The 23531-nt window shown below is 70.5% G+C and carries 19 protein-coding genes and 1 CRISPR repeat array (1 of these 20 only partly in view); of the genes, 6 read left to right on the top strand and 13 right to left on the bottom strand.

Features of this window, described 5'->3' with window-relative positions; all coding sequences use genetic code 11:
- A CRISPR array of direct repeats spans positions 1-863; the repeat unit is 29 nt; unit sequence GTGCTCCCCGCGCACGCGGGGATGGTCCC; it reaches 1491 nt to the left of the window's first position.
- Positions 864-1138: 275 nt separating this feature from the next.
- The 11 genes from ACYVD5_RS12295 to ACYVD5_RS12245 all read right to left on the bottom strand — a co-directional run bounded on the left by ACYVD5_RS12295 (position 1139) and on the right by ACYVD5_RS12245 (position 13627).
- Entirely contained in the window at positions 1139-2842 is a 1704-nt protein-coding gene (locus ACYVD5_RS12295; RefSeq protein ID WP_461001125.1) for a hypothetical protein, read from the bottom strand.
- 764 nt (positions 2843-3606) lie between these two features.
- Positions 3607-3819 carry a helix-turn-helix domain-containing protein gene (locus ACYVD5_RS12290; protein ID WP_461001124.1) on the bottom strand — a complete coding sequence of 71 codons (213 nt, stop codon included), beginning with the start codon at positions 3817-3819 and terminating at the stop codon, positions 3607-3609.
- Between the two features lie 85 nt (positions 3820-3904).
- On the bottom strand, positions 3905-4720 hold the full coding sequence (locus ACYVD5_RS12285) for a lysostaphin resistance A-like protein (protein WP_461001123.1): 816 nt from the start codon (positions 4718-4720) through the stop codon (positions 3905-3907).
- 161 nt (positions 4721-4881) lie between these two features.
- Entirely contained in the window at positions 4882-5697 is an 816-nt protein-coding gene (locus ACYVD5_RS12280) for an SAM-dependent methyltransferase (RefSeq protein WP_461001122.1), read from the bottom strand.
- 109 nt (positions 5698-5806) lie between these two features.
- Positions 5807-6511 (bottom strand): hypothetical protein, encoded by a 705-nt coding sequence (locus tag ACYVD5_RS12275; RefSeq protein ID WP_461001121.1) that lies wholly within the window; start codon positions 6509-6511, stop codon positions 5807-5809.
- Positions 6512-6785: 274 nt separating this feature from the next.
- On the bottom strand, positions 6786-9704 hold the full coding sequence (locus ACYVD5_RS12270) for a type I polyketide synthase (RefSeq protein WP_461001120.1): 2919 nt from the start codon (positions 9702-9704) through the stop codon (positions 6786-6788).
- Entirely contained in the window at positions 9701-10378 is a 678-nt protein-coding gene (locus ACYVD5_RS12265; RefSeq protein ID WP_461001119.1) for a class I SAM-dependent methyltransferase, read from the bottom strand. Before ACYVD5_RS12265 ends, ACYVD5_RS12270 begins: the two co-directional genes overlap by 4 nt.
- Positions 10379-10459: 81 nt before the next feature.
- Positions 10460-10711 carry a hypothetical protein gene (locus ACYVD5_RS12260; RefSeq protein WP_461001118.1) on the bottom strand — a complete coding sequence of 84 codons (252 nt, stop codon included), beginning with the start codon at positions 10709-10711 and terminating at the stop codon, positions 10460-10462.
- 42 nt (positions 10712-10753) lie between these two features.
- The gene (locus tag ACYVD5_RS12255) at positions 10754-11716 is read right to left on the bottom strand and encodes a styrene monooxygenase/indole monooxygenase family protein (protein ID WP_461001117.1); all 963 of its coding nucleotides are present in this window, start codon (positions 11714-11716) and stop codon (positions 10754-10756) included.
- Positions 11713-12042, bottom strand: a complete 330-nt coding sequence (locus ACYVD5_RS12250; RefSeq protein WP_461001116.1) for a DUF742 domain-containing protein — start codon at positions 12040-12042, stop codon at positions 11713-11715. Before ACYVD5_RS12250 ends, ACYVD5_RS12255 begins: the two co-directional genes overlap by 4 nt.
- A gap of 370 nt (positions 12043-12412) precedes the next feature.
- Positions 12413-13627 carry a helix-turn-helix domain-containing protein gene (locus ACYVD5_RS12245; protein ID WP_461001115.1) on the bottom strand — a complete coding sequence of 405 codons (1215 nt, stop codon included), beginning with the start codon at positions 13625-13627 and terminating at the stop codon, positions 12413-12415.
- 74 nt (positions 13628-13701) lie between these two features.
- Here ACYVD5_RS12245 and ACYVD5_RS12240 point away from each other — a divergent pair, with 74 nt between their 5' ends.
- Entirely contained in the window at positions 13702-14457 is a 756-nt protein-coding gene (locus ACYVD5_RS12240) for an HAD family hydrolase (protein ID WP_461001114.1), read from the top strand.
- A gap of 65 nt (positions 14458-14522) precedes the next feature.
- Here the strand turns inward: ACYVD5_RS12240 and ACYVD5_RS12235 are convergent, their stop codons facing one another.
- Together ACYVD5_RS12235 and ACYVD5_RS12230 are read right to left on the bottom strand one after the other, a co-directional pair.
- Positions 14523-15065, bottom strand: coding sequence for an NUDIX domain-containing protein (locus ACYVD5_RS12235; protein ID WP_461001113.1), 543 nt, complete (start codon positions 15063-15065; stop codon positions 14523-14525).
- A 42-nt stretch (positions 15066-15107) separates the two neighbouring features.
- Positions 15108-16442: a transcriptional regulator gene (locus ACYVD5_RS12230; protein ID WP_461001112.1), complete on the bottom strand. Its 1335-nt coding sequence runs from the start codon at positions 16440-16442 to the stop codon at positions 15108-15110.
- A gap of 240 nt (positions 16443-16682) precedes the next feature.
- On the opposite strand from ACYVD5_RS12230, the gene fxlM reads away from it, so the two are divergent.
- The 5 genes from fxlM to ACYVD5_RS12205 all read left to right on the top strand — a co-directional run bounded on the left by fxlM (position 16683) and on the right by ACYVD5_RS12205 (position 23512).
- Positions 16683-17930 carry a methyltransferase, FxLD system gene (gene fxlM / locus ACYVD5_RS12225; protein WP_461001111.1) on the top strand — a complete coding sequence of 416 codons (1248 nt, stop codon included), beginning with the start codon at positions 16683-16685 and terminating at the stop codon, positions 17928-17930.
- A 22-nt stretch (positions 17931-17952) separates the two neighbouring features.
- Positions 17953-18144 (top strand): FxLD family lanthipeptide, encoded by a 192-nt coding sequence (locus tag ACYVD5_RS12220; RefSeq protein WP_461001110.1) that lies wholly within the window; start codon positions 17953-17955, stop codon positions 18142-18144.
- Positions 18145-18231: 87 nt separating this feature from the next.
- Entirely contained in the window at positions 18232-21297 is a 3066-nt protein-coding gene (locus ACYVD5_RS12215; RefSeq protein ID WP_461001109.1) for a lantibiotic dehydratase, read from the top strand.
- Positions 21294-22532, top strand: a complete 1239-nt coding sequence (locus ACYVD5_RS12210; protein ID WP_461001108.1) for a lanthionine synthetase C family protein — start codon at positions 21294-21296, stop codon at positions 22530-22532. The genes ACYVD5_RS12215 and ACYVD5_RS12210 overlap by 4 nt, the downstream gene beginning before the upstream one ends.
- The gene (locus ACYVD5_RS12205) at positions 22514-23512 is read left to right on the top strand and encodes a thiopeptide-type bacteriocin biosynthesis protein (protein WP_461001107.1); all 999 of its coding nucleotides are present in this window, start codon (positions 22514-22516) and stop codon (positions 23510-23512) included. The genes ACYVD5_RS12210 and ACYVD5_RS12205 overlap by 19 nt, the downstream gene beginning before the upstream one ends.
- The last annotated feature ends 19 nt before the right edge of the window (positions 23513-23531 follow it).

Here is a 23531-nt window from a genome sequence, read left to right as displayed (position 1 = left end):
CCGCAGTTGCAAGCCCGCGTGCTCGCCGCGGGATGTGCTCCCCGCGCACGCGGGGATGGTCCCGAGGGTGCGCGGCGGCTCCACCCAGTAGGCGTGTGCTCCCCGCGCACGCGGGGATGGTCCCGGGACCGGGCGCGCAGCACGGAACTGGAGGAGGTGCTCCCCGCGCACGCGGGGATGGTCCCGTACGGCGATCCGATCTTCGACCGGGCATGCTCGGACAGGTGCTCCCCGCGCACGCAGGGATGGTCCCCGCGCCGGGCCCCAATTCCCCGGCGCGCTTGAGTGCTCCCCGCGCACGCGGGGATGGTCCCGCCATGCGTACGCACACCACACGCACAGACGCGTGCTCCCCGCGCACGCGGGGATGGTCCCCGTTCTCGAAAAGGTCGCGCGGCCGGTCCGAAGTGCTCCCCGCGCACGCGGAGATGGTCCCGCGCTAGAAAACGGGGAGAGCTAATGACCGCCGTGCTCCCCGCGCACGCGGGGATGGTCCCGCCATGCGTACGCACACCACACGCACAGACGCGTGCTCCCCGCGCACGCGGGGATGCTCCCCGGTTGCGGCCGTCCTGGATCTCGTCGGACAGGTGCTCCCCGCGCACGCAGGGATGGTCCCCGCGCCGGGCCCCAATTCCCCGGCGCGCTTGAGTGCTCCCCGCGCACGCGGGGATGGTCCCGAGGGTGCGCGGCGGCTCCACCCAGTAGGCGTGTGCTCCCCGCGCACGCGGGGATGGTCCCGGGACCGGGCGCGCAGCACGGAACTGGAGGAGGTGCTCCCCGCGCACGCGGGGATGGTCCCGAGATCGTCTATGTGGGTGACCACCGCGACAAGTGCTCCCCGCGCACGCGGGGATGGCCCCGCCCGCAACGACGTGAAGCACGGTGTGTCCATGTGCTCCCGGCGCACGCGGGCGGGGGATGGCCCCTCTCCGTCGTCGGAGGAAGGGGCGTCTTCGGGGCGTCGATGCGGATGCTGGGAAGACGCCGACGGCGGTGGCGGCCTTGCTCCCGTTGAGCACGTTCGCAAAGGTGCTGAGCGCTGCGGCGACACCAGTGGCAGTTGTCATCTGGAAAGAGCTGATGCGTCGATGCCGTAGGAATCGGTGAGATGGGGGTGGACGGCCGGTGTATGGCGTCAGCCGGCGGCGAGTTCGTCCAAGCGGCGCCGGATGCGTGCGGTCTCGGGGGCGCCGATGGGCTCGAAAATGTCGAGGGCTTCGGCGAGGTGGGTGCGTTCGCTGCCGGGGTGGCCGCGGTGGTGGGCGATGTCGGCGAGCAGCACGTGGGTACCGGCGGTCTCGTAGGCGGTGTCGGCGCGTGCGGCGGAGGCGAGCGCGTCGCGGGCGGCGGCCTCGGCCTGGTCGGGGTGGCCGGCGTCGAGGTGGACCTCGGCGAGGTAGCGCTGGGCCCGGCCGAGTTGGTAGTGGTCGCCGGCCTCGGCCAGCACGCCGATCGCCTCGTCGAGCAGGCCGATCGCCTCGGGAAGGTGGCGCTGTTTGCGGTAGGCGCCGGCGAGGTGGCGCGTGTGCAGGGCGGCGCCGCGGGTGCTCCCGAGGGCCTTGTGTTCGGCGACGCTCTGCTGGAGGAGGTCGACAGCCGCGTCCAGGTCGTCTTCGAGGGCCAGGTAGGTCACGCCCAGCCCGGCCCGGCAGGAAGCGATCCCGTGCGCGTGGTCGAGGTTCTGCCAGGCGGTCAGGGCCGCGCGGTAGTGGGCGCGGGCGTCGAGGAACTCGTGGCGGGCGTTGTCCAGTTCGCCCCGGAGCATGCGCATGAACGCGGTCGCCTCCGCAGCGCCGCACGCCTGCGCTGATTCCAGGCCGAGGTGGGTGGCCTCCTGCCAGAAAGAGAAGCTGCGGCGTGCGGTGAGGTAGTGCTTCAGCGGCTCGACGGTTTGCCAGCAGGCGGTGTGGTGGCCGGTGTGGTGGGCCAGGCGGATCACGGCGCGGATGTTGGCCTGTTCGGCATCCAGCCAGGCCATGGCCGCGGGGGCGTCGGCGAAGACAGGCCCGCGGTGCTCTTGGCGGGTGCGGATGTCGGCGGCGGGGTCGGTGTCCAGGCGCCACCGCCAGGGGTTCAGGGCCAGGTCGGCGGTGGTGGCCATGTCGCGGTAGGCCGCCAGAAGCCGGGCCCTGGCGGCGGCGCGGTCGTGGTCGGTGAGGTCGCGGGTGGCGCGGGTGTGCAGCCAGGTGTGGACCGCGTCGTGGACGGTGTAGGTGTGGTGGCCGTGGTCGGTCAGCAGGTCGGCTTCGACCAGGCCGTGCAGGAGGTGGGTGTGGTCGCCTGGGAGGAGGGCGTCGGCGGCGGTGGGGCCGATGCGGGGGCCGGGGTGCAGGGCCAGGAGTCGGGCGGCGCGGGATTGTTCGGCGGGCAGGTGGGTGTCGAGGTCGGTGAGGCGGTCGTCCACGGGGGTCTCCTGGGTCAGGGAGCGGGTGAGTTGGTCGGGTGTGGTGCTGGGGTGGCGGGTGAGGTGGGCGGCGGCCAGGCAGGCGGCCAGCGGCAGGCCGCGGCAGGCGCGGGCCGCGGCCCGTTGCAGGTGTTCGGGTGCGGGGTGGTTGGTGCCGAGTAGCGCGTGCAGGAGGTGCTCCGCCGCGTGTTCGGTGAGTGCGCCCAGCCGGAGGCGGGTGGCGCCGTCGGCGACCAGGTCGGCCAGAGGGTGTGGGGCGGTGGCGATGCCGGCGCAGCCGGGTCCGGCGGGCAGCAGGAGCCGGGCCTGGGCCGGGGTGGTGTTGTCTGCGAGTACGGCCAGGCGCCGCCGGGAGGAAAGTGTGCGCCAGTGGGCGGTGCGGTGGTCGGGGTGGGCGGGCAGCGTGGCGGGGGAACGCCCAGCGCGTGCAGCCACCCGCTCAGCGCGGTGTCGGCATCGGTGCGGGCGAGGTCGGCGTACAGCAGCCCGTCGGGCCACCGGTCGGCGCAGGCGCTCAACCACGACACGGCCAGCGCGGTTTTTCCGATGCCGCTGGGCCCGTCGATGGCGATCCAGCACGCGGTGTGCGGGTCGCGCTCTTGCCAGGCCAACTCCAACGCGCGGAGGTCGCGGGTGCGGTTGACGAACCGCCGGCGCGGCGGCAACTGGTAAGGAACGGGCGCTGGTGTGGAGGCGGAGGGGTGCAGGTGGATGCCGCCGGTGACGGCGCCCGCCTGCACGAGGCTGCCGGTGATGTGGGTTGCGGAATTGTTGCTCATTGGCCTTCGGCAAGGGGGCGGGAGTTGCCGGATCGCCGCGCGTCGGCTTCTCGTCGCGGCTGGGTGTCCGTGGCCGCTGGGGCGGCCGGTGCGGACGAGCCAGGCAGAAAAACGGTGTGGGGCAACGGAGGCCGGGGCACCGCGGCGCCCATCCCGGCGCGGTCTGTCACAGCTGGTCGAGGAGATACGCCACCTTGATGAGCAGGCCCGGCCCCACGCGATGGTGGTGGCGGGCATCACGAGGCGGCAGAGTGCTTTCGCGCCATCGCGCACTGGTCCGGTGCAGGCGCCCGTCACCAGCAGTGCCCCGCCCGCCACGATGACGATCACGGTGGTGATGGCCACGGCGCTGGCGGCGATGGATACGGGTGTCACGGCCGGGGTTTCTGCGTCGGGGTGGGAGCGGTCGGCATGCAGGGGTCATGAGTGTGCGCGGGAGCCGCCGCGTCCGCGCAGGTCGACGCCGGCGCGGGTGAGCAGGGTGCGCATGCTGGTGTAGGAGCAGTCGTGGTCGGCGGCCAGGTCGCGGATGGTGGCCCCGGCTCGGTAGGCGGCGGTGATGGTGTCGACCTGGGCCTGCAGGCGCCGGAGAACGTCGGCGCGGCGCCGCCGTGGGGGGTAGGAGCGGGTCATGGAGTGCGCTTTCGTGGTGTCGGCGTGTGCGGGGAGGCACGCCCGGGGCGTCGGGCGCCTGTTCCCGGCGCCCCGGGCGCGGACCTCACAGACCGAAGGCCGCGATGGTCACCGCTGCGCCACACAAGTTGTGGGCCGCATGGGCGGCGATGATCGGGGTCAGGCGGCCGGTGCGGTGGTAGAGCCACACGCACACCAGCGCGGGCAGCACCACCGCGATCGCGCCCGGTCCCATATACAGGTGGTAGACGATCTTCGCCGCAGCGGTGACGATCAGGGCGACCCACAGCGGCTGGCGGGCCGCGGTCACCAGCAGCACGAGCAGCGCGACGCCGAGGGTTTCCTCGACCCAGCTGGTCGTGAGATGGATCGGGAGGGTGGCCAGCGCGAACCCGAGCGGGTGCGCCTCGTCCATGGTGCCGCCCCCGGTCAGCGGGGCCGCGGCCATTTTGAGGACGGTCGCTGCGGTATAGGCGGCCAGGACCCAAGTGAACACGGCCCAGGCCTGGCGGCGGGGGTGGGCGGATTCGCGTGTCCACTTGGGGCGGATACCGATATCGGACAGGCGCAGACCGAGTCGGCGGGTCACTGCTACGGCGAGGCCGAGTACGACGACGCTGTAGACACCGTGGATGGTCCACTGCCGGACCGCCCATACCGCCCACAGGTCGGTATCCAGGGTCGTGGGTACCGGCGGCGCGGGCCAGACCATGCCGACCCAGGGTCCGAACACCAGCCCGTAGGAGATGGCGAACGTCACGAAGGCGGCCCACCCGGGGATGGGTCGGGGTTGGCTGATGCGGGCCGCGGGGGTGGGTGCGGGGAGCAGGCGCCGCCACCCGCGCCCGGTGGGGGCGGACTGCTCGGTAGTGGTCGCGGGGGGAGTTGTTGGTGTGGTCACAATCGGTTTTCTGTGTCGGGGCCGGCTGGGACACGGCAGCGGTTGGGGGAGGAGCACCGTCGAGGCGGCGTGTTCGGTCGGCGGCTTGGCCGGCGGGGGCGGGACCGTCCGAGGGGGAGCAATGAAGGGTGGGGGTGGGCCGCGGGCCCGAGGTGCGGGACTCACCGCGCGGCGACCGCTGAGGGCTCGGGCAGGTAGCCGACGCCGCCGAACAGCCACACCCGCTCAGGCGCCTCGGGCTCGATGGTCGGGCGCCATTGCTGGATCAAGGGCAGGCCGGGCGGGACCATCGTCATGCCGGCGAAAATTTGAGCGATCTGGTCGCGGGTGCGCAGGACCATGGGGGCGGTGGCGTCCTGGTAGATGCGGGTGATCGCGTCGGCGATCCCGGGGGTGGTGGCGTCCTGGGACAAATGGCTCAGCGCCAGGTGGGAGCCGGGCGGCATGTGGCCCCGGTAGGCGGCCACGATGCCGCCGGGGTCCTCGGGGACGAAGTGGAAGACGGCGATCGCCAGCAGCGCCCAGGGGCGTGCGGGGTCGATGAGGCTGCGGGTTTCGAGTGCTCCCATGACCGCGTCGGGATCGCGCAGGTCGGCGCTGACCACCGTGGTGTTGGGGTTGTCGGCCAGGTGGGCGCGTCCGTGGGCGAGCACGATCGGGTCGTTGTCCACATAGACCACACGGGTTTGGGGTGCGGTTGCGTGGGCGACCTGGTGAACGTTGTTCTCCTCGGGCAGCCCCGAGCCCAGGTCGATGATCTGGCGGATGCCGGCATCACGGACGAGGTAGGTGACCGTGCGGCGCAGGAAGTCGCGGTTGGCGCGGACGACGAGTTCGGCGTTGGGCTCGCGCGCTCGGCTGCGGTCGGCGGCTTCGCGGTCGGCGGCGTAGTTGTCCTTGCCGCCCAGCAGGGCATCGTAAACGCGGGCGGGGGTGGGCTGGTTGGTGGTGAAGGGTGGCGGCGGTGGGGTGCTCATGGCTCTTTCCGGGTTCAGGGTCGGTTCTGGGTGTGGCGGCGGGTGAAGGCGGGCCGGTCGGTGGATGGGCCGGTGGATGTGTGTCCGCACACGGGGCCGGGTGGCCGGGTCAGAGCGGGTGCCGCAGGGGCGGGTATCCGGCCGCCAGCAGTACGGCCAGGGCGCGGTGGCGGCGAACACGGCTGGTGCGGGTGTAGGCGGCGACGACGAGGTCGAGGGTCTGTCCCAGGCGCAGCACGTCGGCGGCGGCGTTGATGCGGGGGTCGAGCAGTCCGGACCGCGCGACCAGAAACCTCGGGAACCCGTCGGCCCCCGGGCGGTTGTCGAGGATGGCGTTGCCGGCGCTCAGACACGCCTGCAGATCGGTGTCGTAGCCGGCCGCCTCGGCGGCGTGGTGACGCTGCTCGCCGATGTGCTCCTCGACTTCGTCGTGCAGCCGGTCGGGTTCGCCGCCGTGGCGCTGGGCGAGGCCGGCCAGCGCTTCGGGGGCGATGGTGACGGCGTCGATGGCGCGGATGACGCGGGTGATGCTGCGCAGCCGGTCGGCGTAGGTCAGCAGCCGGGCGCGCACACGCGCGGTGCCGCACGTGGGACCGGCCGCCCCAGCCGCCGCGGCGGTGGTGATGTCCAGGAGGGATGGGAGGCGGTCCTCGTCGTCGACCCAGGCCGTGGCCACGCCGTCAGGCGGCTGGTAGCCGGTCAACAAGGCGGCCAGGTCGGTGCCCAGGCGGGATAGAGCGGTCTCGATGGGCAGGTGGTCCCAAGCTGCCGGGTACCGCGCCGCGGCAGAGCCGGGTGGGTGGTGTTCGTCCATGGGGTGGCAATCGGTCGTGGTGGGCGATGTGGAGGGGCCTGCGGGGCGCGGGCGCCGGTGGTGGTGCGCCCCGCAGGCACGGGGTCCGCGGCTGTGTGCCCCGTCCGGGCGCCGCGGCGTGAACGGCGGCCGGCACAGCCGGGACCCCGGGTTCCTCACGGCCGTCGGCCGTGAGGTGGTCCGGGCGGTGACGGTCCTCGCAGTCATGCCGGTGCGTGCGGCCTCTGCTTGGGAGCGGTCAAGGGGGCGAGGCAAGGCGTCTGGCAGGCAGGTTTCATGGCGGCGGGGCCGGGTCCGGATCGATCAGCGGTAGCAACGCCCCCGCCACCTCGGCGGCACTTTGGTGGCGCTGCAGCAGCCCGGCCAGGTCGGTGGTGGCCAGGCGGGGGTGCAGGGCGCGCAGACGCAGCGCGGCGATCATGAGGTCGCGCGAGGTGATCCCCCGCAGGGTCAGGTCCGTGCGGGCATCGGCCTCGCCGCCGTCGGCGGCCAGGTCGGCGACGGCGTCCTGGACGGCGGCGGTGACCAGGTCCAGGCGCCATTGGGGTGCGGCCTGTAGTAGGCGCTGGTGCAGATCGGGCCCTTGGCTGGGCGGGGGTGGGGTGTGGTCCCACACCGGGGGCGGCAGTTCGGCCGGGCGGCACCGGCCCACCGGCCAGCCGGGGGCCTGCCCGTGGACGTAGGCGGCGGCCGGCAGCGCGAGCACGCCGGTGTGCTCGCCGCCCAGGCCCGGACCTGCCACCGCCACCGTCGCCGAAGCGCCGGCGGCGATCGCTTCCAGCGCCGAGGTGAGTACAGGGCGGGTTCCTATCTCCGCCATCAGCGCCGGGCCATCGCCCAGAGCGGCGTGGAGGGCGGTGGGCAGGTCGACCGGGGCGCGCATCTGCTCCGTCCAGTAGGCGGCGTGCAGGTCGGTGCCGGTGAGGGGCACGCCGGTGGCGGTGGAGACCATCCCGATCGTCGCGTCCCGGGGTGCAAGGTGGGCCAGGTCGGCGGTGAAGGTGTCCAGGTGGGGATCGAGGAACGGGCTGTGGGCGGGAGAGGACAGGGGCACCGCCTTCGTCCATATGCCGCGCTCGCCGAGGAGGCGCTGCAGGACTTTCAGGTCGGTGGTGGCGCCGGAGAAGAGCACGTGGCCGGGGCCGTTGTCGGCGGCCACCCACACCCGCCCCGCACCCCGCAGCAGGGCGCGGGCCGTGTCGGCGTCGAGGGCGGCGGCCACCAGGTGGCCGCGGGCGGCGACGCGGGCCAGCACGGCGCTGCGCGCACACGCCAGCCACGCCGCGTCCTCCAAGGACAGGGCGCCGGCCAGGTGGGCGGCGGCGACCTCGCCCAGCGACTGGCCCACCACCGCATCGGGGCCCGGCCCGTGCTGGAGCAGGAACCGGCCGAGGGCGATCTGCAGGGTGGTGGTGGCCTGCTGGACGCCGGCCACGTCCCGGGGTTCCTCACCGAGAGCCCATGGCTGGTGGGCAGGGTGGGCGGCCATCGCCTCCTGCACCGCCGCCACGGTGCCGGCGAAGCCGGGCAGGGCGCCAAGACCGGCGCCGGGTGCCTCCTCCAAGGCGGCCTGGCCCGGTAGCACCCACACCACCCGCTTCGGCGAAGCGCTGGACTCGTGCGGTCCGACCAGGGCCGCATCGCTGCGGCCCTGGGCCAGTGCCTGCAGCGCCCGGCGGGCCTGACCTGTGTCGGCGGCGATGACGGCGGCGCGGTGGGCGTGGTGGTCCCGGCCCCGGGTGGCCAGCCCCGCCAGGGCGGGCAGGTCGGTGCCGTCACCGAGCACGTCGGCCAGGCGGTGAGCCGCAGCGGCCAGGGCGGCGGGGGTGCGGCCCGAGACCGGTACCACCACCGGCCCCCGAGCTGCGGCGGTGGTAGCTGCCTCCTCCTCGGTGGCTGGTGGCGACTGCGAATCCGGCGTGAGGACGATGGCATGGGCGTTGACACCGCCGAAACCGAAACTCGACACCCCCACCACTCCGGGGCCCTGCAGCTCTTCCGATTCGGTGGGAATCCGGATTGCCAGGCCGGTCAGCGCCGGACGCATCCGAGCGTGGTGCAGGGTCGGCGGGATGCGCCGGTGGTAAGCCACCAGGGCAGCCTTCATCAGCCCGACCAGCCCGGCGGCGCCTTCGGTGTGGCCGAGGTTGGATTTGACCGACCCGACCGGCAGCGGCGCATCGTTGCCGCGGGCGAAGGCCGCGCTGAGAGCCTGGGCTTCGGTGCGGTCTCCGCCCTTGGTGGCGGTGCCGTGCGCCTCCACATAGCCCACGTCGCCCATGGCGATGCCGGCGCGGGTGTAGGCGTCGCGCAGCAGTGCGGTCTGGGCGATGTGATTGGGCGCGAACACGCCGCCCGCGGACTTTCCGTCGGTGTTGACGTGGCTGCCCGCCAGGCGGGCATAGACCCGGTCGACCTCCGGGCGCAGCGCGCGGGCGGGGGTGAGCACGATGGCGGCGATGGCTTCGCTGCGCACGTAGCCGTCGGCGTCGGCGTCGAAGGGGCGGCAGCGACCGCCGTGGGAAAGCACTCCGCCCTGGTGGAAGGCGAGACCGACAAGAGGGTTGCGGATGAGGTTGGCTCCGGCGACGATCGCCCGATCGACCACGCCGGCGTCGAGGTCGCGGCGGGCGTAGTCGGCGGCCACCAGCGAGCTGGAGCAGGCGGTGTCGATCGTGAGGGCGGGACCGTGCAGGTCGAGGTGGTGGGCGACACGGGCCGACAGCATGCTGGCGCCGGTTCCGCCGGCATCCAGCATTCCCGGACGTTGTCCCGGAGCGAAGGCGGTGCTTTGCTGGTCGATGGAGGCGCAGCCCACGTAGATGCCGGTGCGGGTGCTCGCCACTGACGACAGGGGCAGGGCCGCATCGGCCAGCGCTTCGACGGTGACCTCCAGCAGGAGCCGCTGCTGGGGGTCCAGCACCTCCGCTTCCTCCGCCGTGATCGCGAAGAAGGTGCGGTCGAACACGTCGATGTCGTCGAGGACCCCGCCCTGCCACGGGGTATCGGGCTGGTGCTGCTCAGCTAGCAGCGCCGCCATGGGTTTCCACCGGTGCTCGGGGATCGGGGCGATGGCATCGCCGCCTGCCACCAGCTGTTGCCAGAAGGCGCGGGGGCTGTGCACCCCGCCGGGGAGGCGGCATGCGATGCCGGTGATGGCCGGGGCGCCGCTCGTGCGGGAGGTGCTGCTCATGGGGCGCTCACCTTCCACAGCGCCACCGAACCGCGCACCGCCAAGCGCACGTCGGTGAAGCGGTCGTGCAGCACTCTCGACAAGTCCGTCAGGGAGTCGCCGCTGTTGCGGAATACGTTCTTGGCGTTGAGGTATCTCAGCCCGGCCCGGCCCAGGGGGCTGAGGCCGGCCCCGTGGCTGAGGACGGTGGCGCCGATGAACGTCCCACTGGTCGGCGTGAGTACCGCGGCGATGTTGTCGAACACCGGCGCCTTCTCTGCAATGGAAGAACCGGGCAGGCAGTGCAGCACCATCGACATCGAGACCACGTCGACGCTGCCCGGCTTGAGCGGGAAGGGCTGCAGCGCGTCGTGCCGGTGCGTCGTGGGGGTGTAGCGGGCCAAGCGCGCGGCGGTGGTCTCCAAGGGTCCGTCGTGGATGTCGAGCAGGTGCAGGTCGAGGTCGTCCGGGTTGAGCCGGTCCAGGAAGTAGCCGGCGCCGGGCCCGACCTCCAGCATCGTGGCGCCGGGGGTGACCGCTGCGGAGTACAGGGCGCCGACCCGCGGGTGGGGGCAGCCCCACAGGAGCCGGTAGGTGCCGTGGACGACAAGGGGGTCGTAGGCCTGGGTCATGGTGCGGCGGCTCCACACCCGCGGATCAGGCGCGGCAGCCGAGACGGGCACGGGATCAGGCATGGGCGGGTGAGACATGGCAGGGCCTCCATAGAGGGGACGAGAGGACCAGACGATCCGGGGAAGGGGCAGGTCGCAGGGGGTTCAGTGCGAGCCGGTGGCGCGGCTGAGGTAGGAGCGGGCCGCCTCAGGGTCGTAGAGCCATTCGTCGTAGTCGCCCGGGTCGGCCAGGCCTCCGACGAACCGGCCGGCGACCTCGGGGTGATGCGCAGCGGCCGCCAGTACCTCGGCCATGTGGGCGGGGGCATCGGGTTCCCACATGCCGTGCAGTGCGGCGCTGAGCCGGTGGGCCGCGGCGACGCCGTTGTCCCAGGACGCGGCGAAGGTCTGTCGCATCCACTCCGGTGTGAACTCCTGGTCGCCGTGGTCGCGGATGCGCTACAGGTAGGTGTCGGCGGCCAGGCTGGAGACGGACCAGCCCTGGCCGGCCAGCGGGTCGGTGTGGACCACGGTGTCGGCCAGCCCGAGCACATGGCCGCCGCCCAGTGCGGCGACGGGGGCGCGCATGTGCGGGCGCACCTTGGCCACCAGTGCGGCGTGGGCGTCGATCGGCGCGGCGTTGCGCACCCGCGGCGCCACTTCGGGGAAGTGTTTGCGGAGGGTCTCGGTGATCCATGCGGTTACCGCGGCCGGTTCGGGGCGTCCGCGTGCGGGGCGCAGGTGGGAACCGTCCAAGGGTCCGCCGGGGTCGTCCATCACGCAGAGCGATGTGGCGGGCCCGTAGGGGCTGAGGATCGGTGCGATGAGGATGCGGCCCAGCGGCGAGGAGACGACTTCGGCGTATTCCGGGCCGGAGGGGCTGGGGTCGATGCCTTCGCACAGCACCTGGGTCACAACCCGCGGGTAGGAGCCCGCCCCGTCCGCGGTGATGTCGGGGAAGGTCTGGCCCAGCTCGGCTCCGCCGGTGGCGACCACGACCAGGTGATACATCCGCGTGAAGTAGGACAGATCGCTTTCGGTGCAGCCGTGGTTGACGACCTTGCCGCCGGAGTCTTCGAAATACTCCAGCCAGTCGGCCTGCTTGTGGCGGGCGTCAACCGCTACTGCGTGGCCTCCGAAGTAGCCCGAAGCCACCAGCGGCTCGGGGGTATGGGGCGGGTACAGCTCCAGGTGCGCTCCGGCGATGCGGGGTGCCAGGGTGGCGTAGAAGTCCAATCCCAGCCGCTGTTCGGCCTCCCGCGCGGTCGGTAGGGAGAATTGCGTGATCGACGGGGGCGCGGTGCGGATCTCTTCGGAGGGTTGCGCCGTCATCACCGTGACGTCGTAGCCTGCTTGCTGCAGCCCGTGGGCCAACTGCAGGCCGGAGTGGCCGGCTCCCACGATCAGGATCTTCCGGCTCACCGCACACCCCCGCCGGCCGTCTTGTCCGTGGGCGCCGCGGCGACGGTGATCAGGCCGGCGCTTTCCAGGTCGCTGGCCACCAGCAAGACCGCGCTTAGTGGCACTTTCAGTGCCTTGGCCACCTGCGCCACGGTGGCGGTCTGGGTGCGACAGTGCTGCACCACTGACAAGGCCAGGTCCGCCGTCTGGGTGTCGCCGGGCGAGATGGTGTCGTCGGCGGTGATGCTGGTGCGGCGGTGCGGGTCGGTGCCGGGCTTGGTGTAGGTGATGCGCGGAGTGGTCATCTTGATCAGGCCTTGTCGGTGGTCGGTGCGGACAGGAGGCACGCACGCACGGTTGGGGGTCAGGTGGCCGGGGCGGTCAGGGCGACGAGGTGGGAGTCGTCGCTGACATGTGGCTTTCTGACCCTGCTCATTTCCCCCGCGTGTTCTGCAGGGCTGCCGGATGCGCCCTTGGCGGGCAGCGAACAAGCTCGGACGCTGTCGTTGGTCGGTCAGCAGAACCGGTGCAAGCTGGCTGGCTGGTCGGGGGCCATTCGCCCTCTCCGATCAGGGGCCAGCGCTCGCGGCAACTCTTAAGGACAGACTGAAGATCACGACGTGCCTCCTCGCGGTGGCTCTGGGCATGTTCAGCGAGGAAGACGCTAAGACGAAACGCGACTGAGAAAGAGTGACCTCGGGAGGGCCTAGCCCGCTGCTAGGGAACTGTGTGACCAGTAATAATGTGCTCTTCGATACCGATGCGCTGCGCAAGTTCCCTCACTTGCGTGCGCATAGACGGCCGGGCCCGCTGAAACACCCGGCGGACGGTTTCATGAGCGGTCGGGTTGTAGCGCAACTCCTCTGCGCTGCTTCGCTCGGCTTGGAGAAGGTGCAGCAGTGCTGCCCCAGGGTCGAAACGCAGAGCATGGCCACGCGCGAGGTCGAGGAACAGCGTGGTTCGGCGTTCCCGGGAGGCCAGAGGCGCGGGGTCGATCCCGTCAGCGACGGCGAGCGCGTTGCCGGCCTGGCCGTCCTCCAGTTCGATACTTAAGACGTGCATGGCAACGTTGGTGGGGCCGAACGCCGTCCGACCGACGTTGGTTTCTCCGGTCTTCGCCGCACGAGGAGCGGCGTGTGACTCGATACGTTCCACCGCAGTGAACTTGTCCCGGCGGCGCGCCGCGGCGACGGCCGCCGTAAGCCAGAGCGCGCCGCTCATGGCGATGGCATCGCGGGTGGTACGGCGCTCCAGTCTGGAAGCGGCAGCCAAGGCGACTTCTTCAGCTGTATGCGGCTCCCCCTGCCCGAGCAGGGCGTGCGCTAGATTCCAGTCGGCGCTGGCCAGGCGGATCGCATCGTCGGTGCGGTCGGCGGCTCGTCGTTCACGATCGGCGGCCACAAGCGCCAAGTCGGGGCGATTGATCCGTCGGGCCACGGTCCGCAGGAGTGCATAAGCGTCGGCAGCTACATGCTGCTCAGCAGGCTCGTCTGATGTGGCTGCGTCGCATGTAGCGACCACATCACCGATGAGCCCGGGTATCAGTTCGGCGAGTCGGCTGTAGCGATTGGAGGCCCCCTGCCAGAGGTCCCAGGCGTCTTCGACCCTTGCCTCCAGCTCCGCGACCCTCCCGCGCGGAGACGGTGTTTCCGAATCCCTGAGTAGAAGCGATCGGTGCAGTTCGGATGCCAAAAGCACGTCGGCGGCCACGGAAGGAGGCTCGGGAGTCTCAGTCACGAGATCTGTTACAGGAACGCCGAGCGCGCCTGCTATGGCTTCAACAAGGTCGAGTGAAGGATTCCGGTGCCCCCGCTCGATCTGCCCGAGGTATTCGGCGTTGATGCCCGCCAGCCCAGCGACGACGGCCTGCGACTTGCCCTGGTGGCGGCGGTGCCACCGCAACCGCTGCGCGAAGACCCTCCCCAACGACATGGCATCGCCCCTCTGACTGGAACCGTGTCCGTGGGGGTACATGGTAAAGGGCCACCCCCCTGATCTGGATTCCGATGGAGGCGCACATGCCGCCGCGCTCGCTTGTGCTCTGGGACGTCGACCACACACTGATCGAGACGCGCGGTGTCGGCAGTGCCGTCTTCGGCGACGCGTTCGAGAAGGCGACCGGACGCCCGATGAATGCCGGTATGGCCAGGGCACATGGAGAGACCGAGCCGGTACTGCTGGAAAAGACCTTGGTCCTCAATGGAATCAGCGATCGCGACGACGAACTGTTCGGTCGTTTTGCAGCGGCACAGGCCGAGGCATACCGCGCACGTTTGGAAGAACTCCGTTCCCGCGGCCGGGCACTGCCCGGTGTCGAGTCCGCTCTCCGCGCCGTCGCTGTCGACCCCGCGGTGATCCAGAGCGTCCTCACCGGAAATACGCGAACCGCCGCGCAGATCAAGCTCAGCGCGTTCGGCTTGGACGACCACCTTGATTTGGGGATCGGTGCTTACGGAGACGATGATGCCCACCGGCCCAACCTGGTCGAGGTCGCGCGCACCCGCGCAGCAGAGCGGTACGAAGCCCCCATCGCCCGAGGCAGGACCGTACTGATCGGCGACACCCCCAATGACATCGCGGCGGGAAAGGCAGCCGGAGTAGCGGTAATCGCGGTCGCCTCCGGAGCGAGCACGCTTCGCGACTTGACCGATGCGGGAGCCGACCTCGTCCTGAAAACGCTGGAGAACGCCGATATTAGCCGCCATCTCGCCCAGGTCGTCGCCGAACGAGCCGACGCGCCCGGTACCGATCGCCGTCGATAGTCGGCGCTACCCGTCGCGGTGCATGCCGTCCCTGCGGGCGGGCAGGGCTCACCAGACCCAGCCTCCTACAGACTGCTGGTGGCATGGCGTAAGGCGAACGCGTACAGCAACGCATTCAGCGAAGTGCCTGAGACGATGTCGCGGCGAGCCACCAGTTCGGGGACCGATGCAAGAGGTACCCAATCGATCCGCTCCGCCTCCCAATCCTCCACCGGCTGGCCGACGTGTTCAGCGGTGTCGGCGATGAAGATGTGGTGCTCGGAGTCGCTGATGCCCGGGCTCGGCTGGGCGTAGAGCAGCGGCTGCAGTACGCCCGGCCGCCATCCCGTCTCCTCTTCGACTTCGCGGGCAGCAGCCGCCGCGGCGTCCTCGCCGTCGTGGATCCCGCCGATCGGGATCTCATAGCCCCAGGTGTCCGTGATGAAGCGGTGTCGCCACTCCAGGAGTACGCGCTGCTGGCCGTCCAGGACGACGGCGCCCGCACCGGCAGCCGACCGGATCAGCCGGTGCTGGAGATGCCGTCCGCCGGTGATCTCCACATCGGCTATCCGGATATCCAGCCAGGGATCGCTGTACAGCGGTTTTTCGGAATGGACGGTCCAGCGCATTCGGCAGCTCCCCGCAGCATCGTCGGCGTCGACCCCAGGAGATCACAGCCCGAGGCCCAGTTCCGCATCGGCACGTTCGGCGAACTCGCGCACCTCCGGCTCGCTGCTTCGGGAAAGCAGGGCCGTGCGGACGGAGCGCACTCGGTCGTGCAGGCGCCCCGATTCCATGCCTCGGACCCGGTCCAGCATGTGGTTCGCGGGGTCGAGTGCCTCGTCGACTCTTCCCCGTTGCGCTCGGATGGTGGCGAGCCCGGCGTAGCGGTGGACTTGGCCGCGCAGGTGGGCGTGGTCGGCGGTGAGAACGGCCTCTGTGGCGTAGTCCTCGGCCGCAGCGAGGTCCCCGAGGTGCCGCAGCGCCTCAGCGTGCTGGGTCTGGACCAGGCCGGGCTGGACATAGGAGGTCTCGGCCGGTTCCTGGCCGATGCGGATGCGGTCGGCCATCGATTCCGAGCGGGTCATATGGGTGTGGCACGAGGAGCGATCGCCCATCCGCGCGTAGGCACGCGCCTGCATGGTGCCCAAGTCGCTGGCGAGCGCCGGCGAGACGTCACCCCCCGCCGCGCGCAGCGCAGTGTCGCAGTACTGAATGACCAGCCGGTACTCCGCTGCGGCCATGGCCTGGTTGGAGAGCAGGGCGACAATATAGGCGCCAAACGCGCGGTCGGAGCTCGCTTTGGCCATGCGCAGCGCGGCCAGGAAGTAGCGCTGCGCCAGCCCTTGCCGGGAGGCGTCGTATGCGCAGATACCGGCGAGCGCGGTGAGCGAGCCGACCGTTCGGTGCAGCCGGCGCCCGGTGGCATCGGTGTAGGACGCCGACAGCAGCGGGGTCACCTGCTCGGACAGGAAGCGGGCCAGGCGGGGGCGCACCGGAATTCCGCCGGCTCGCCGGTACATCTCTTCGTACCGTCGGCGTGCCACCTGGAGGCGCTGCACCTCGTGTTCCCCGATGGCGACCCGGCCTCGGCGTGAAACGTCGGCATCGCCCGGCGGGTTCTCCCACTCGAACAAAGGAAGAATGGCGCCGGCGCCGACGGTCGGCCGGGCACCTTCCAGAAACCCTTCGTCCCTCGCGTCCTGCCGCCACGTGGCGGTGGTGCGGCTGACGGTCGCCTCCAGATCCCCGGGCATGGGAGCGGAGTCGGCGCGCTCCATACCGATGTCGCTCATCGCGAGCGGTCTGCCGACGCGGTGCGACAGCACGTCACAGATGACCTGGGGCGCGCGGCCCCGAGGCACGGCACGATCACGGATCCAGCGCGCCACCGCGGTGTGGTCATAACGAGTGCCCAACACCTGGTTGACGCGGGAAGCGAGCCCTGCGTTGGACACGCCCGCCTCAGCAATCAGAGCAGCAAGCAGGACGTTCGGTTCGCTCATTTCGATATCCCTCGCTTCACACCCCGTGTGAAAGGGATGCCACATCCCGTTCGTTCACACCCTGTCGCAGACGCGCGCTCTGACGGTATCTCTGGAAGCGGAGGCGGGACAGGCCGTCTCGAACACCTTCTCGGCCGGGCGCGCCTGAAACAGGAGTACTCGGGCGCAAAAGCCCCCGATGGAGAAGCTCCCGTCGCGCGTTCAGTTCCCAACTGCGACAAATGCACAAGAAAGAGAAATATGACCGATTCCGAGCGGGCGAAGCAGCTACGCGAGCAAGTCGTCGACGACCTCGTCGAAGGCGGCACGATCACCACGCCCCAGATCGAGGACGTGATGCGCCGCGTCGAGCGGCACGCGTTCGCCCCCGACAACAACCTGGAGGAGGTCTACAGCACTTACGCGCCGGTCACCACCAAGAGCGATGAGCACGGGATCCCCATGAGTTCGGTCTCGGCTCCGCAGATCCAGGCGATGATGCTGGAGCAGGCGCGCCTGGAACCGGGCATGCGGGTACTCGAAATCGGGTCCGGCGGCTACAACGCCGCCCTCATCGCCGAACTCGTCGGCCCCGAAGGCGACGTCACCACCGTCGACATCGACTCGCAAGTGACCGCCCGGGCCGCGCACCTCTTGGCCGAGACCGGATACTCCCAGGTCCGGGTGCTCACCACCGACGGCGAAAGCGGCGTGCAGAGCCGAGCCCCATTCGACCGCATCCTGGTCACCGCCGGCGCCTGGGACATCCCGCCAGCGTGGCGGGAGCAGGTGACAGAGAAGGGCCGCTTGGTCGTCCCGCTTCGGATGCGCGGACTCACCCGCTCGATCGGATTCGAAAACCGCGGAGACCGCCTCGTCAGCGATTCCGCACTGGTGTGCGGATTCGTACCGATGCAGGGGTCAGGTACCCACCGTGAGCAACTCCTCCTGGTCAACGGTACTGATGAGATCGGGCTGCGCTTCGACGACGGCCTGCCGATCGAGCCGAGCCGCCTCGACAACGCGGTGCGTAGCCCGCGCGAAGAGGCCTGGACCGGTGTCAGCGTCGGCCGTCACGAGCTGATCGAATCCCTGCCGATGTACCTCGCCACCTACTTGACGGGCTTCTGCATCATGGGCGTCGACCCGGACCTGGACACCGGTCTGGTGGCGCCTGCCAACCGTTCGTTCGCCATGGCTGCCGTCGATACCGCGACCGGCGACACCTTCGGCTACGTCACCACCCGCCGCAACGCCGACGGCGCCACAGCCGAATTCGGTGTGCACGCGCTCGGGCCCCACCGCGGCGACCTCGCCGCGGAACTGATCGATCTCGTACACGCCTGGAACACCCAGCAACGCGGTGGCCCCGGACCGCGCATCGAAGTCGTGCCGGCCGACACTCCCGACGCCGACCTTCCCGGTCCTCAGGTCATCGACAAGCGCCACTCCCGTGTAGTCCTCACCTGGCCACCCGCGGGCACGCCCGCCGACTCACCCACCCCATAGAAACGCAAGGAGCGTGATCACCATGGACGGATCCGCAACCGCGACGGCAACGGCCGAGCTGCCTGTCTCCGACGACGAGTTCGAACTCGACGTCCAGGTCGTACTGGCCGCCCACCCCAACGGCAAGCTGCAGTGCAACACCGGCGACGGCTGCGGCCAGACCTGCCAGACCCAGGCGTCGGCCTGCCTCTCCTTTACCGGCGACCCGTTCTGACGCTCCGGGAGGTCGACAACGGATCAGGGGCAGCGCGCCCGGTTTGCACCAGGGCGGCTGCCCCGTCTCGTGAAGGGAGAGTGCAGCATGGTCTTCGACGCGCCGGACTACCGGTCCCGAGGCGGCGCCCAGCTCCGCGCCCCCACCGATCCAGGCGGTCTGGAGTTGCCCCGCCTGGACGATCCGGCCGACGACCCCGCGGCTCTCGGCACGTGGCTCGGTGAAGTCTGGGCCCGCGAGGACGTGCGTGCGGGCTTGGAATCGGCAAGTCCGGCGCTGTGCCGACAGGTCGAGGCGGTCGTTTCCGGGCACCGAAGGCAGCCGCGCCAGATCGTCAAGGCCGCAGTATCGGTCGCGTCCTACCTGCTTCGCTGGCAGCAGCGCTCGACGCCGTTCGGGGATTTCGCCGGCATCGCTGCGGTGAGTGTGGGGGAGACCGCGGAGTTGCGTTGGGGAGAGGATCATCGGCGGTCGATGCGTGCCGATGGCGCATGGCTGGCGGGTGTTATCACCCGTCTGGAAGAGTGCGAACCGCTGCGGCGGCGCCTGTCAGTCGTCGCCAACGACACCGTGCATGCTCGCGGGGCCCGCCTGGTCGCTCAAGGGGTGCCAGCGGGACCTGCAGACGAGCTGGCGGCGCCCATTGAGGTCTCCGTGCGGGCGACTCGTCCCACCGTGACGGCGCTGGAGACCGCGCGGTCACCGATCTCCTACGAGCGCCTGCACGCGCACCTGAAAGCCTCGTTCCCCGACGCTTCCACTCATCAGCTTGACGGGCTACTTCAGGGCCTGTTGGCGCAGAACCTGCTTATCTCCAGCCTGTGGGCGCCAATGACCTGCATAGACGCGCTCGGGTACCTGTGTGAGGAATTGCAGCACGTCCGGGCACACCTCGTCGGCGAGACCGCCGACGAGGTGCGCGAGCTCTACGACCTCCACGCCTCGTTAACGGAACCCTCCACCGCACCGGCTGCGTCACCGAGCCGCGTACAGCACCGAATGGCGACGCTCAACAACGCCTCCTCCACACCACTCATGGTCGACACGGCCCTGGACTGCGACCTGCGGCTACCCGCGCCAGTTGTGGAGGAGGCTCAGCAGGCCGCCGCGGTCCTTGCCCGCCTGTCGGCCTATCCCTTCGGCGCGCCGCATTGGCGCGAATACCACCACCGCTTCCGGCAGCGCTACGGCCCTGGAGCCCTGGTCCCGGTCACCGATCTGGTCGCAGACAGCGGTCTCGGCCTTCCGGCCACCTACTTGGGTTCGGCCCGGGAACCCAGCCCTGCCGAACGCCACGACCGCGACGCCGCCGTCCTCGCGCTCATTCAGACGGCCATGGTCGACCAACGCGACGAGATCGCCCTTACTGACGATGACCTGGAAAAGCTGTCCGGTGGCGACGCGGCTGATCTCCGCTTCCCCTCGCGCGTCGAGATCTGCGTGCAGGTGCAGGCTTCCAGCATGGCGGCCGTGAACCGGGGTGACTTCGACCTGGTCGTCACCGGGACCCCTCGCCCAGCCAGCAGCATGGCCGGGCGCTTCGCCCACCTGCTCGGCGACAAGGACGCCGCCGAGCTGGCCGCCACCTACGAAACCACCGACGCCGTGGCCGCGCAGTTGTCGTTCACCCCGCGCCGATGCCGCAACGCCAACGTCGCCCGCACGCCGCAGCTCCTTCCCGTCGTGATTTCCCTGGCCGAGCACCGTTCATCATCCGAGCCCGCGCTCGGCGTGGCAGACCTGGCCGTCACGGCGGATGCCCGCCGGTTCTGGCTCATTCAACGCTCCACCGGGGCGCCCATCGAAACCCGGACCACACACGCGCTGGAAGCGGGAAACCAGACGCCGCCCCTGGCGCGCTTCCTCGCGGAGATTCCGACGGCCCGTTGCGCCGCCTACGGACCGCTCGACCTCGGCGCGGCCGCGAAACTTCCCTACCTGCCACGCATCCGTTACCGGCGAACGATCCTGTCACCCGCGCGGTGGCTGCTGTCGGACAGTGACCTGCCCCGCCACGACACCAGCACCGCCGAGTGGGAGGCGGGGCTGCGGGACTGGATGCAGCGGTGGTGGGCGCCTGAGCGCGTCACGGTGGTCGAGCACGAGCAGCACCTGCCACTCGACCTGTCCCATCCCTTCCACCGACTGCTGCTGCGGCGCCGCCTTTCCGCGAACGGCCGCCTGGAACTGCGGGAGGCACCGACAGGCGACGATCTCTCCTGGATCGGTCGGCCGCACGAGATCCTGCTGCCCCTCAACCTGGAGCAGCCCCCCGAGAAGCACCCCCGGACCGCGCTCGGAGGACCGCCCACCGTGGCGGAGCCCCCGCAGCTCCCCGGCGCCTCCCCAACGCTGCGGGCCCGCCTACACGCCCACCCCGACCGATTCGATGAGATCCTCACCGACCGCCTTCCCACCCTGCTCGACGACCTCGGCAATCCCCGCTGCTGGTGGTTCACACGCGACCGCGACCCCATGCACCCCGGATCAGGGCCCGACCTGTCGATCCACTTCCGCCTGCCACGCGCGGAGGAGTACGGAACCTCAGCGGCACACCTACAGGCCTGGGCGGACTCGGTGCACCGCGACCGCCTGGCCTCAGACCTGACGTTGGAGACCTACCGTCCCCAGAACGGCCGCTATGGGGCGGGGGCGGCGAGAGAAGCAGCCGAGCAGGTGTTCGCTGCCGACACCAGGGCGGCCCTCGCGCAGATCCGCATGGCCGCGATCGTCGGCAGCGACCCCGCGGCGTTGGCGGCGGCGAGCATGGTCGCCCTTGTCTGCGACCTCGCACCCAACCCCGACGCCGGACTGCGCTGGCTGGTGAGCGATCTTCCCTACACGCCCGGTTCAGTGGAACGGCATCAACGCGACCAGACCCTGGAACTGGCCGATCCGTACGGAACATACTCCGGTCTCACGAAACGGCGCGGCGGCACCGAAGTCGCCCAAGCCTGGCATCAGCGCGCTGAAACACTGGCTGTCTATCGTGCCCAGATCGTCCCAGAGCGGAAGCCGCTGCGGCTGCTGCCTTCGCTGCTGCACCTGCACCACCGGCGCGCTGTGAATCCGCACCCCGATCACGAAGCCGTCGTCCTTCGTCTCGCCCGCGCCTGCGCGCTCCGCTACACGGCTGAAGGGAGCAGACCATGAGTGCGCCGATCCGCAGCGACGCGGCGGCCACCGCGCACCACACGGCGGCACGCATCGCCGCCGCACTGCACCACCCGCCGCCGCAGGACCCGGCCGAACCCTGGCGGGCCCACTCGCTCGCCGAGGGACACGCCGGCGGTGCGCTCCTGCACATCGAACGCGCCCGCACCGGCGACGGCGGGTGGGAGACCGCCCACGCCTGGATCACGGCCGCCACCTCGGGAGAGATCAGCGCCGCCGACAACACCGGCCTCTTTCTCGGCGCCCCGGCGCTGGCCGCCGCCTTGGCCGCCACCGGACCCTCACCCCGTTACGCACGCGCCTGCCGGCACCTCGACCAAGCAGTCGCCGCATTGGCCCACCGGCGCGTGAACGCCGCCATGGGCCGCATCGACCGGGGAGGGACATGCGGGTTCGCCGACTATGACGTGTTCTACGGCCTCACCGGCATCGGTGCCCAACTCCTGCACCGCGACCCCGGCAACAGCGCGCTCGGCCGCATCCTGGACTATCTGGTCCGGCTGACGCGCCCGCTGCGCGTCGACGGTACCGAGGTGCCGGGCTGGTGGGTGCACCACGACCCGCACCGCAGCTACTCCCCGTTCTTCGCTCACGGACACGCCAACCACGGCGCCGCACACGGCATCGCCGGCCCGCTCCTGCTGCTGAGCCAAGCACTGCGCCGCGGCCACAGCGTCGAAGGCCACCGCGAAGCCGTCGAGACCATCTGCCACCACCTCGACACCTGGCAGCGCGATCACCCCGCTGGCGCCTGGTGGCCCGAACAACTCTCGCTTGCAGAGCTTCGCTCCGGCCGTTGCCAACAAACCGCACCCGCACGACCGAGCTGGTGCTATGGGACTCCTGGCATCGCCCGCGCCCAACAAGTCGCCGCTATCGCCACCGGCGACTACGCCCGACAACGCATGGCCGAAACCGCTCTGGTCGGCTGCCTGACAGACTCCGCGCAGACCACTCGCCTCATCGATGCCGGGCTCTGCCACGGCTGGGGCGGCGCCTATCAGACAGCGTGGCGCGCCGCCCGGGACGCCTCCGATCCCCGGCTGTGTGCCCTCTTGCCGACGATGGTCCACCAACTGACCAGCCGCGCCGATCGCGCTACCCCCGCATCGGGATTCCTCGAAGGTCGCGCCGGAACCGCGCTGGCGCTGATGACCGCGGCAACCGACACCGCACCGACGACCGGATGGGACTCATGCCTGCTGATCGACTGAACGCTGGCCTGCTCGCGCGCGATTCGGCTGACGTGCAAGGATCGGAGCGCCTCGCCGATGCTGTAGTGCAGGTTCTCAGCGGCGCGCCGCTGGAGGAGGCCGCTGCCTCTGTGCCGATAGCCCTGCGGGAACTGGGCGCCGCCGTCGAGCGCTACGACCGGGCTGGTCGCGCCGCACTGAACGAAGACGCCGACACCGACTGGTGGCAGATCTACCTCACCTTCTCCGACTGGCACGAAGCCGATGCCGTAGCAGCCGCTCATTTATTGCCGTTGCTTTCCGATGCCGAGGCCACCGCCGGAGCACAATGGTGGTTCATCCGTAAGTACCCGGAATGGCGGCTGCGGATCCGCCCGAGACAGCGGGTGGAGTCGACGCTTGCGGCGGGGCTGGACGAGTTGGCCGTCGCCGGACACATCGCGGACTGGTGGCACGGCATTTACGAGCCGGAAACCGCGGCGTTCGGGGGGAACGACGCCATGTGCGCGGCGCACCGGCTCTTCCACGCCGACAGCCGGTCGATACTCCACCACTGCCATGCCACGTCCGAATACGCCCTCGGGCCGCGAGAGTTGTCGACGCTGCTGTGCACGATCATGCTGCGAGCTGCTGGACTGGAGTGGTACGAACAAGGCGACGTATGGCACCGCGTCTGCGCGGAGCGTCCTCTCCCGGACGGTGTGCATCCGGACCGGCTTCAGGAAATGGAAGCGCAGTTGGGCACGATCCTCCGCACCCAGGCTGAAGGTATGGATTCATTGTTCAGCGCGGGTGAGGCCGCGCACGAGGCGACAGCTTGGACCTCGGCATTCCGCGACTTAGGAAAGAGCCTCAAGGACGCATCCCGCCAGGGCCTGCTACATCGCGGGCTTCGAGCGATATTGGCTTACCACGTGATCTTCCACTGGAATCGGATGGGGTTTCATGGCCGTACCCAGAGCGCTCTTGCCCACTCTGCGCGAGGGACCATTCTGGTATGAGTGCTCGGCCCGGAAGCCG

The sequence above is a fragment of the Streptomonospora sediminis genome (assembly GCF_054778995.1).
Note: the sequence above shows the minus strand (reverse complement) of the source record. Positions and strands in the feature narration are given on the sequence as shown.

Coding starts and splice junctions, on each gene's coding strand:
- ACYVD5_RS12240 (WP_461001114.1), top strand. CDS start 13,702: ATGGAGGCGCACATGCCGCCGCGCTCGCTTGTGCTCTGGGACGTCGAC.
- ACYVD5_RS12220 (WP_461001110.1), top strand. CDS start 17,953: ATGGACGGATCCGCAACCGCGACGGCAACGGCCGAGCTGCCTGTCTCC.
- ACYVD5_RS12265 (WP_461001119.1), bottom strand. CDS start 10,378: ATGCCTGATCCCGTGCCCGTCTCGGCTGCCGCGCCTGATCCGCGGGTG.
- ACYVD5_RS12235 (WP_461001113.1), bottom strand. CDS start 15,065: ATGCGCTGGACCGTCCATTCCGAAAAACCGCTGTACAGCGATCCCTGG.
- ACYVD5_RS12280 (WP_461001122.1), bottom strand. CDS start 5,697: ATGAGCACCCCACCGCCGCCACCCTTCACCACCAACCAGCCCACCCCC.
- ACYVD5_RS12275 (WP_461001121.1), bottom strand. CDS start 6,511: ATGGACGAACACCACCCACCCGGCTCTGCCGCGGCGCGGTACCCGGCA.
- ACYVD5_RS12290 (WP_461001124.1), bottom strand. CDS start 3,819: ATGACCCGCTCCTACCCCCCACGGCGGCGCCGCGCCGACGTTCTCCGG.
- ACYVD5_RS12270 (WP_461001120.1), bottom strand. CDS start 9,704: ATGAGCAGCACCTCCCGCACGAGCGGCGCCCCGGCCATCACCGGCATC.
- ACYVD5_RS12210 (WP_461001108.1), top strand. CDS start 21,294: ATGAGTGCGCCGATCCGCAGCGACGCGGCGGCCACCGCGCACCACACG.
- ACYVD5_RS12205 (WP_461001107.1), top strand. CDS start 22,514: ATGCCTGCTGATCGACTGAACGCTGGCCTGCTCGCGCGCGATTCGGCT.
- ACYVD5_RS12230 (WP_461001112.1), bottom strand. CDS start 16,442: ATGAGCGAACCGAACGTCCTGCTTGCTGCTCTGATTGCTGAGGCGGGC.
- fxlM (WP_461001111.1), top strand. CDS start 16,683: ATGACCGATTCCGAGCGGGCGAAGCAGCTACGCGAGCAAGTCGTCGAC.
- ACYVD5_RS12260 (WP_461001118.1), bottom strand. CDS start 10,711: ATGCGACAGACCTTCGCCGCGTCCTGGGACAACGGCGTCGCCGCGGCC.
- ACYVD5_RS12215 (WP_461001109.1), top strand. CDS start 18,232: ATGGTCTTCGACGCGCCGGACTACCGGTCCCGAGGCGGCGCCCAGCTC.
- ACYVD5_RS12245 (WP_461001115.1), bottom strand. CDS start 13,627: ATGTCGTTGGGGAGGGTCTTCGCGCAGCGGTTGCGGTGGCACCGCCGC.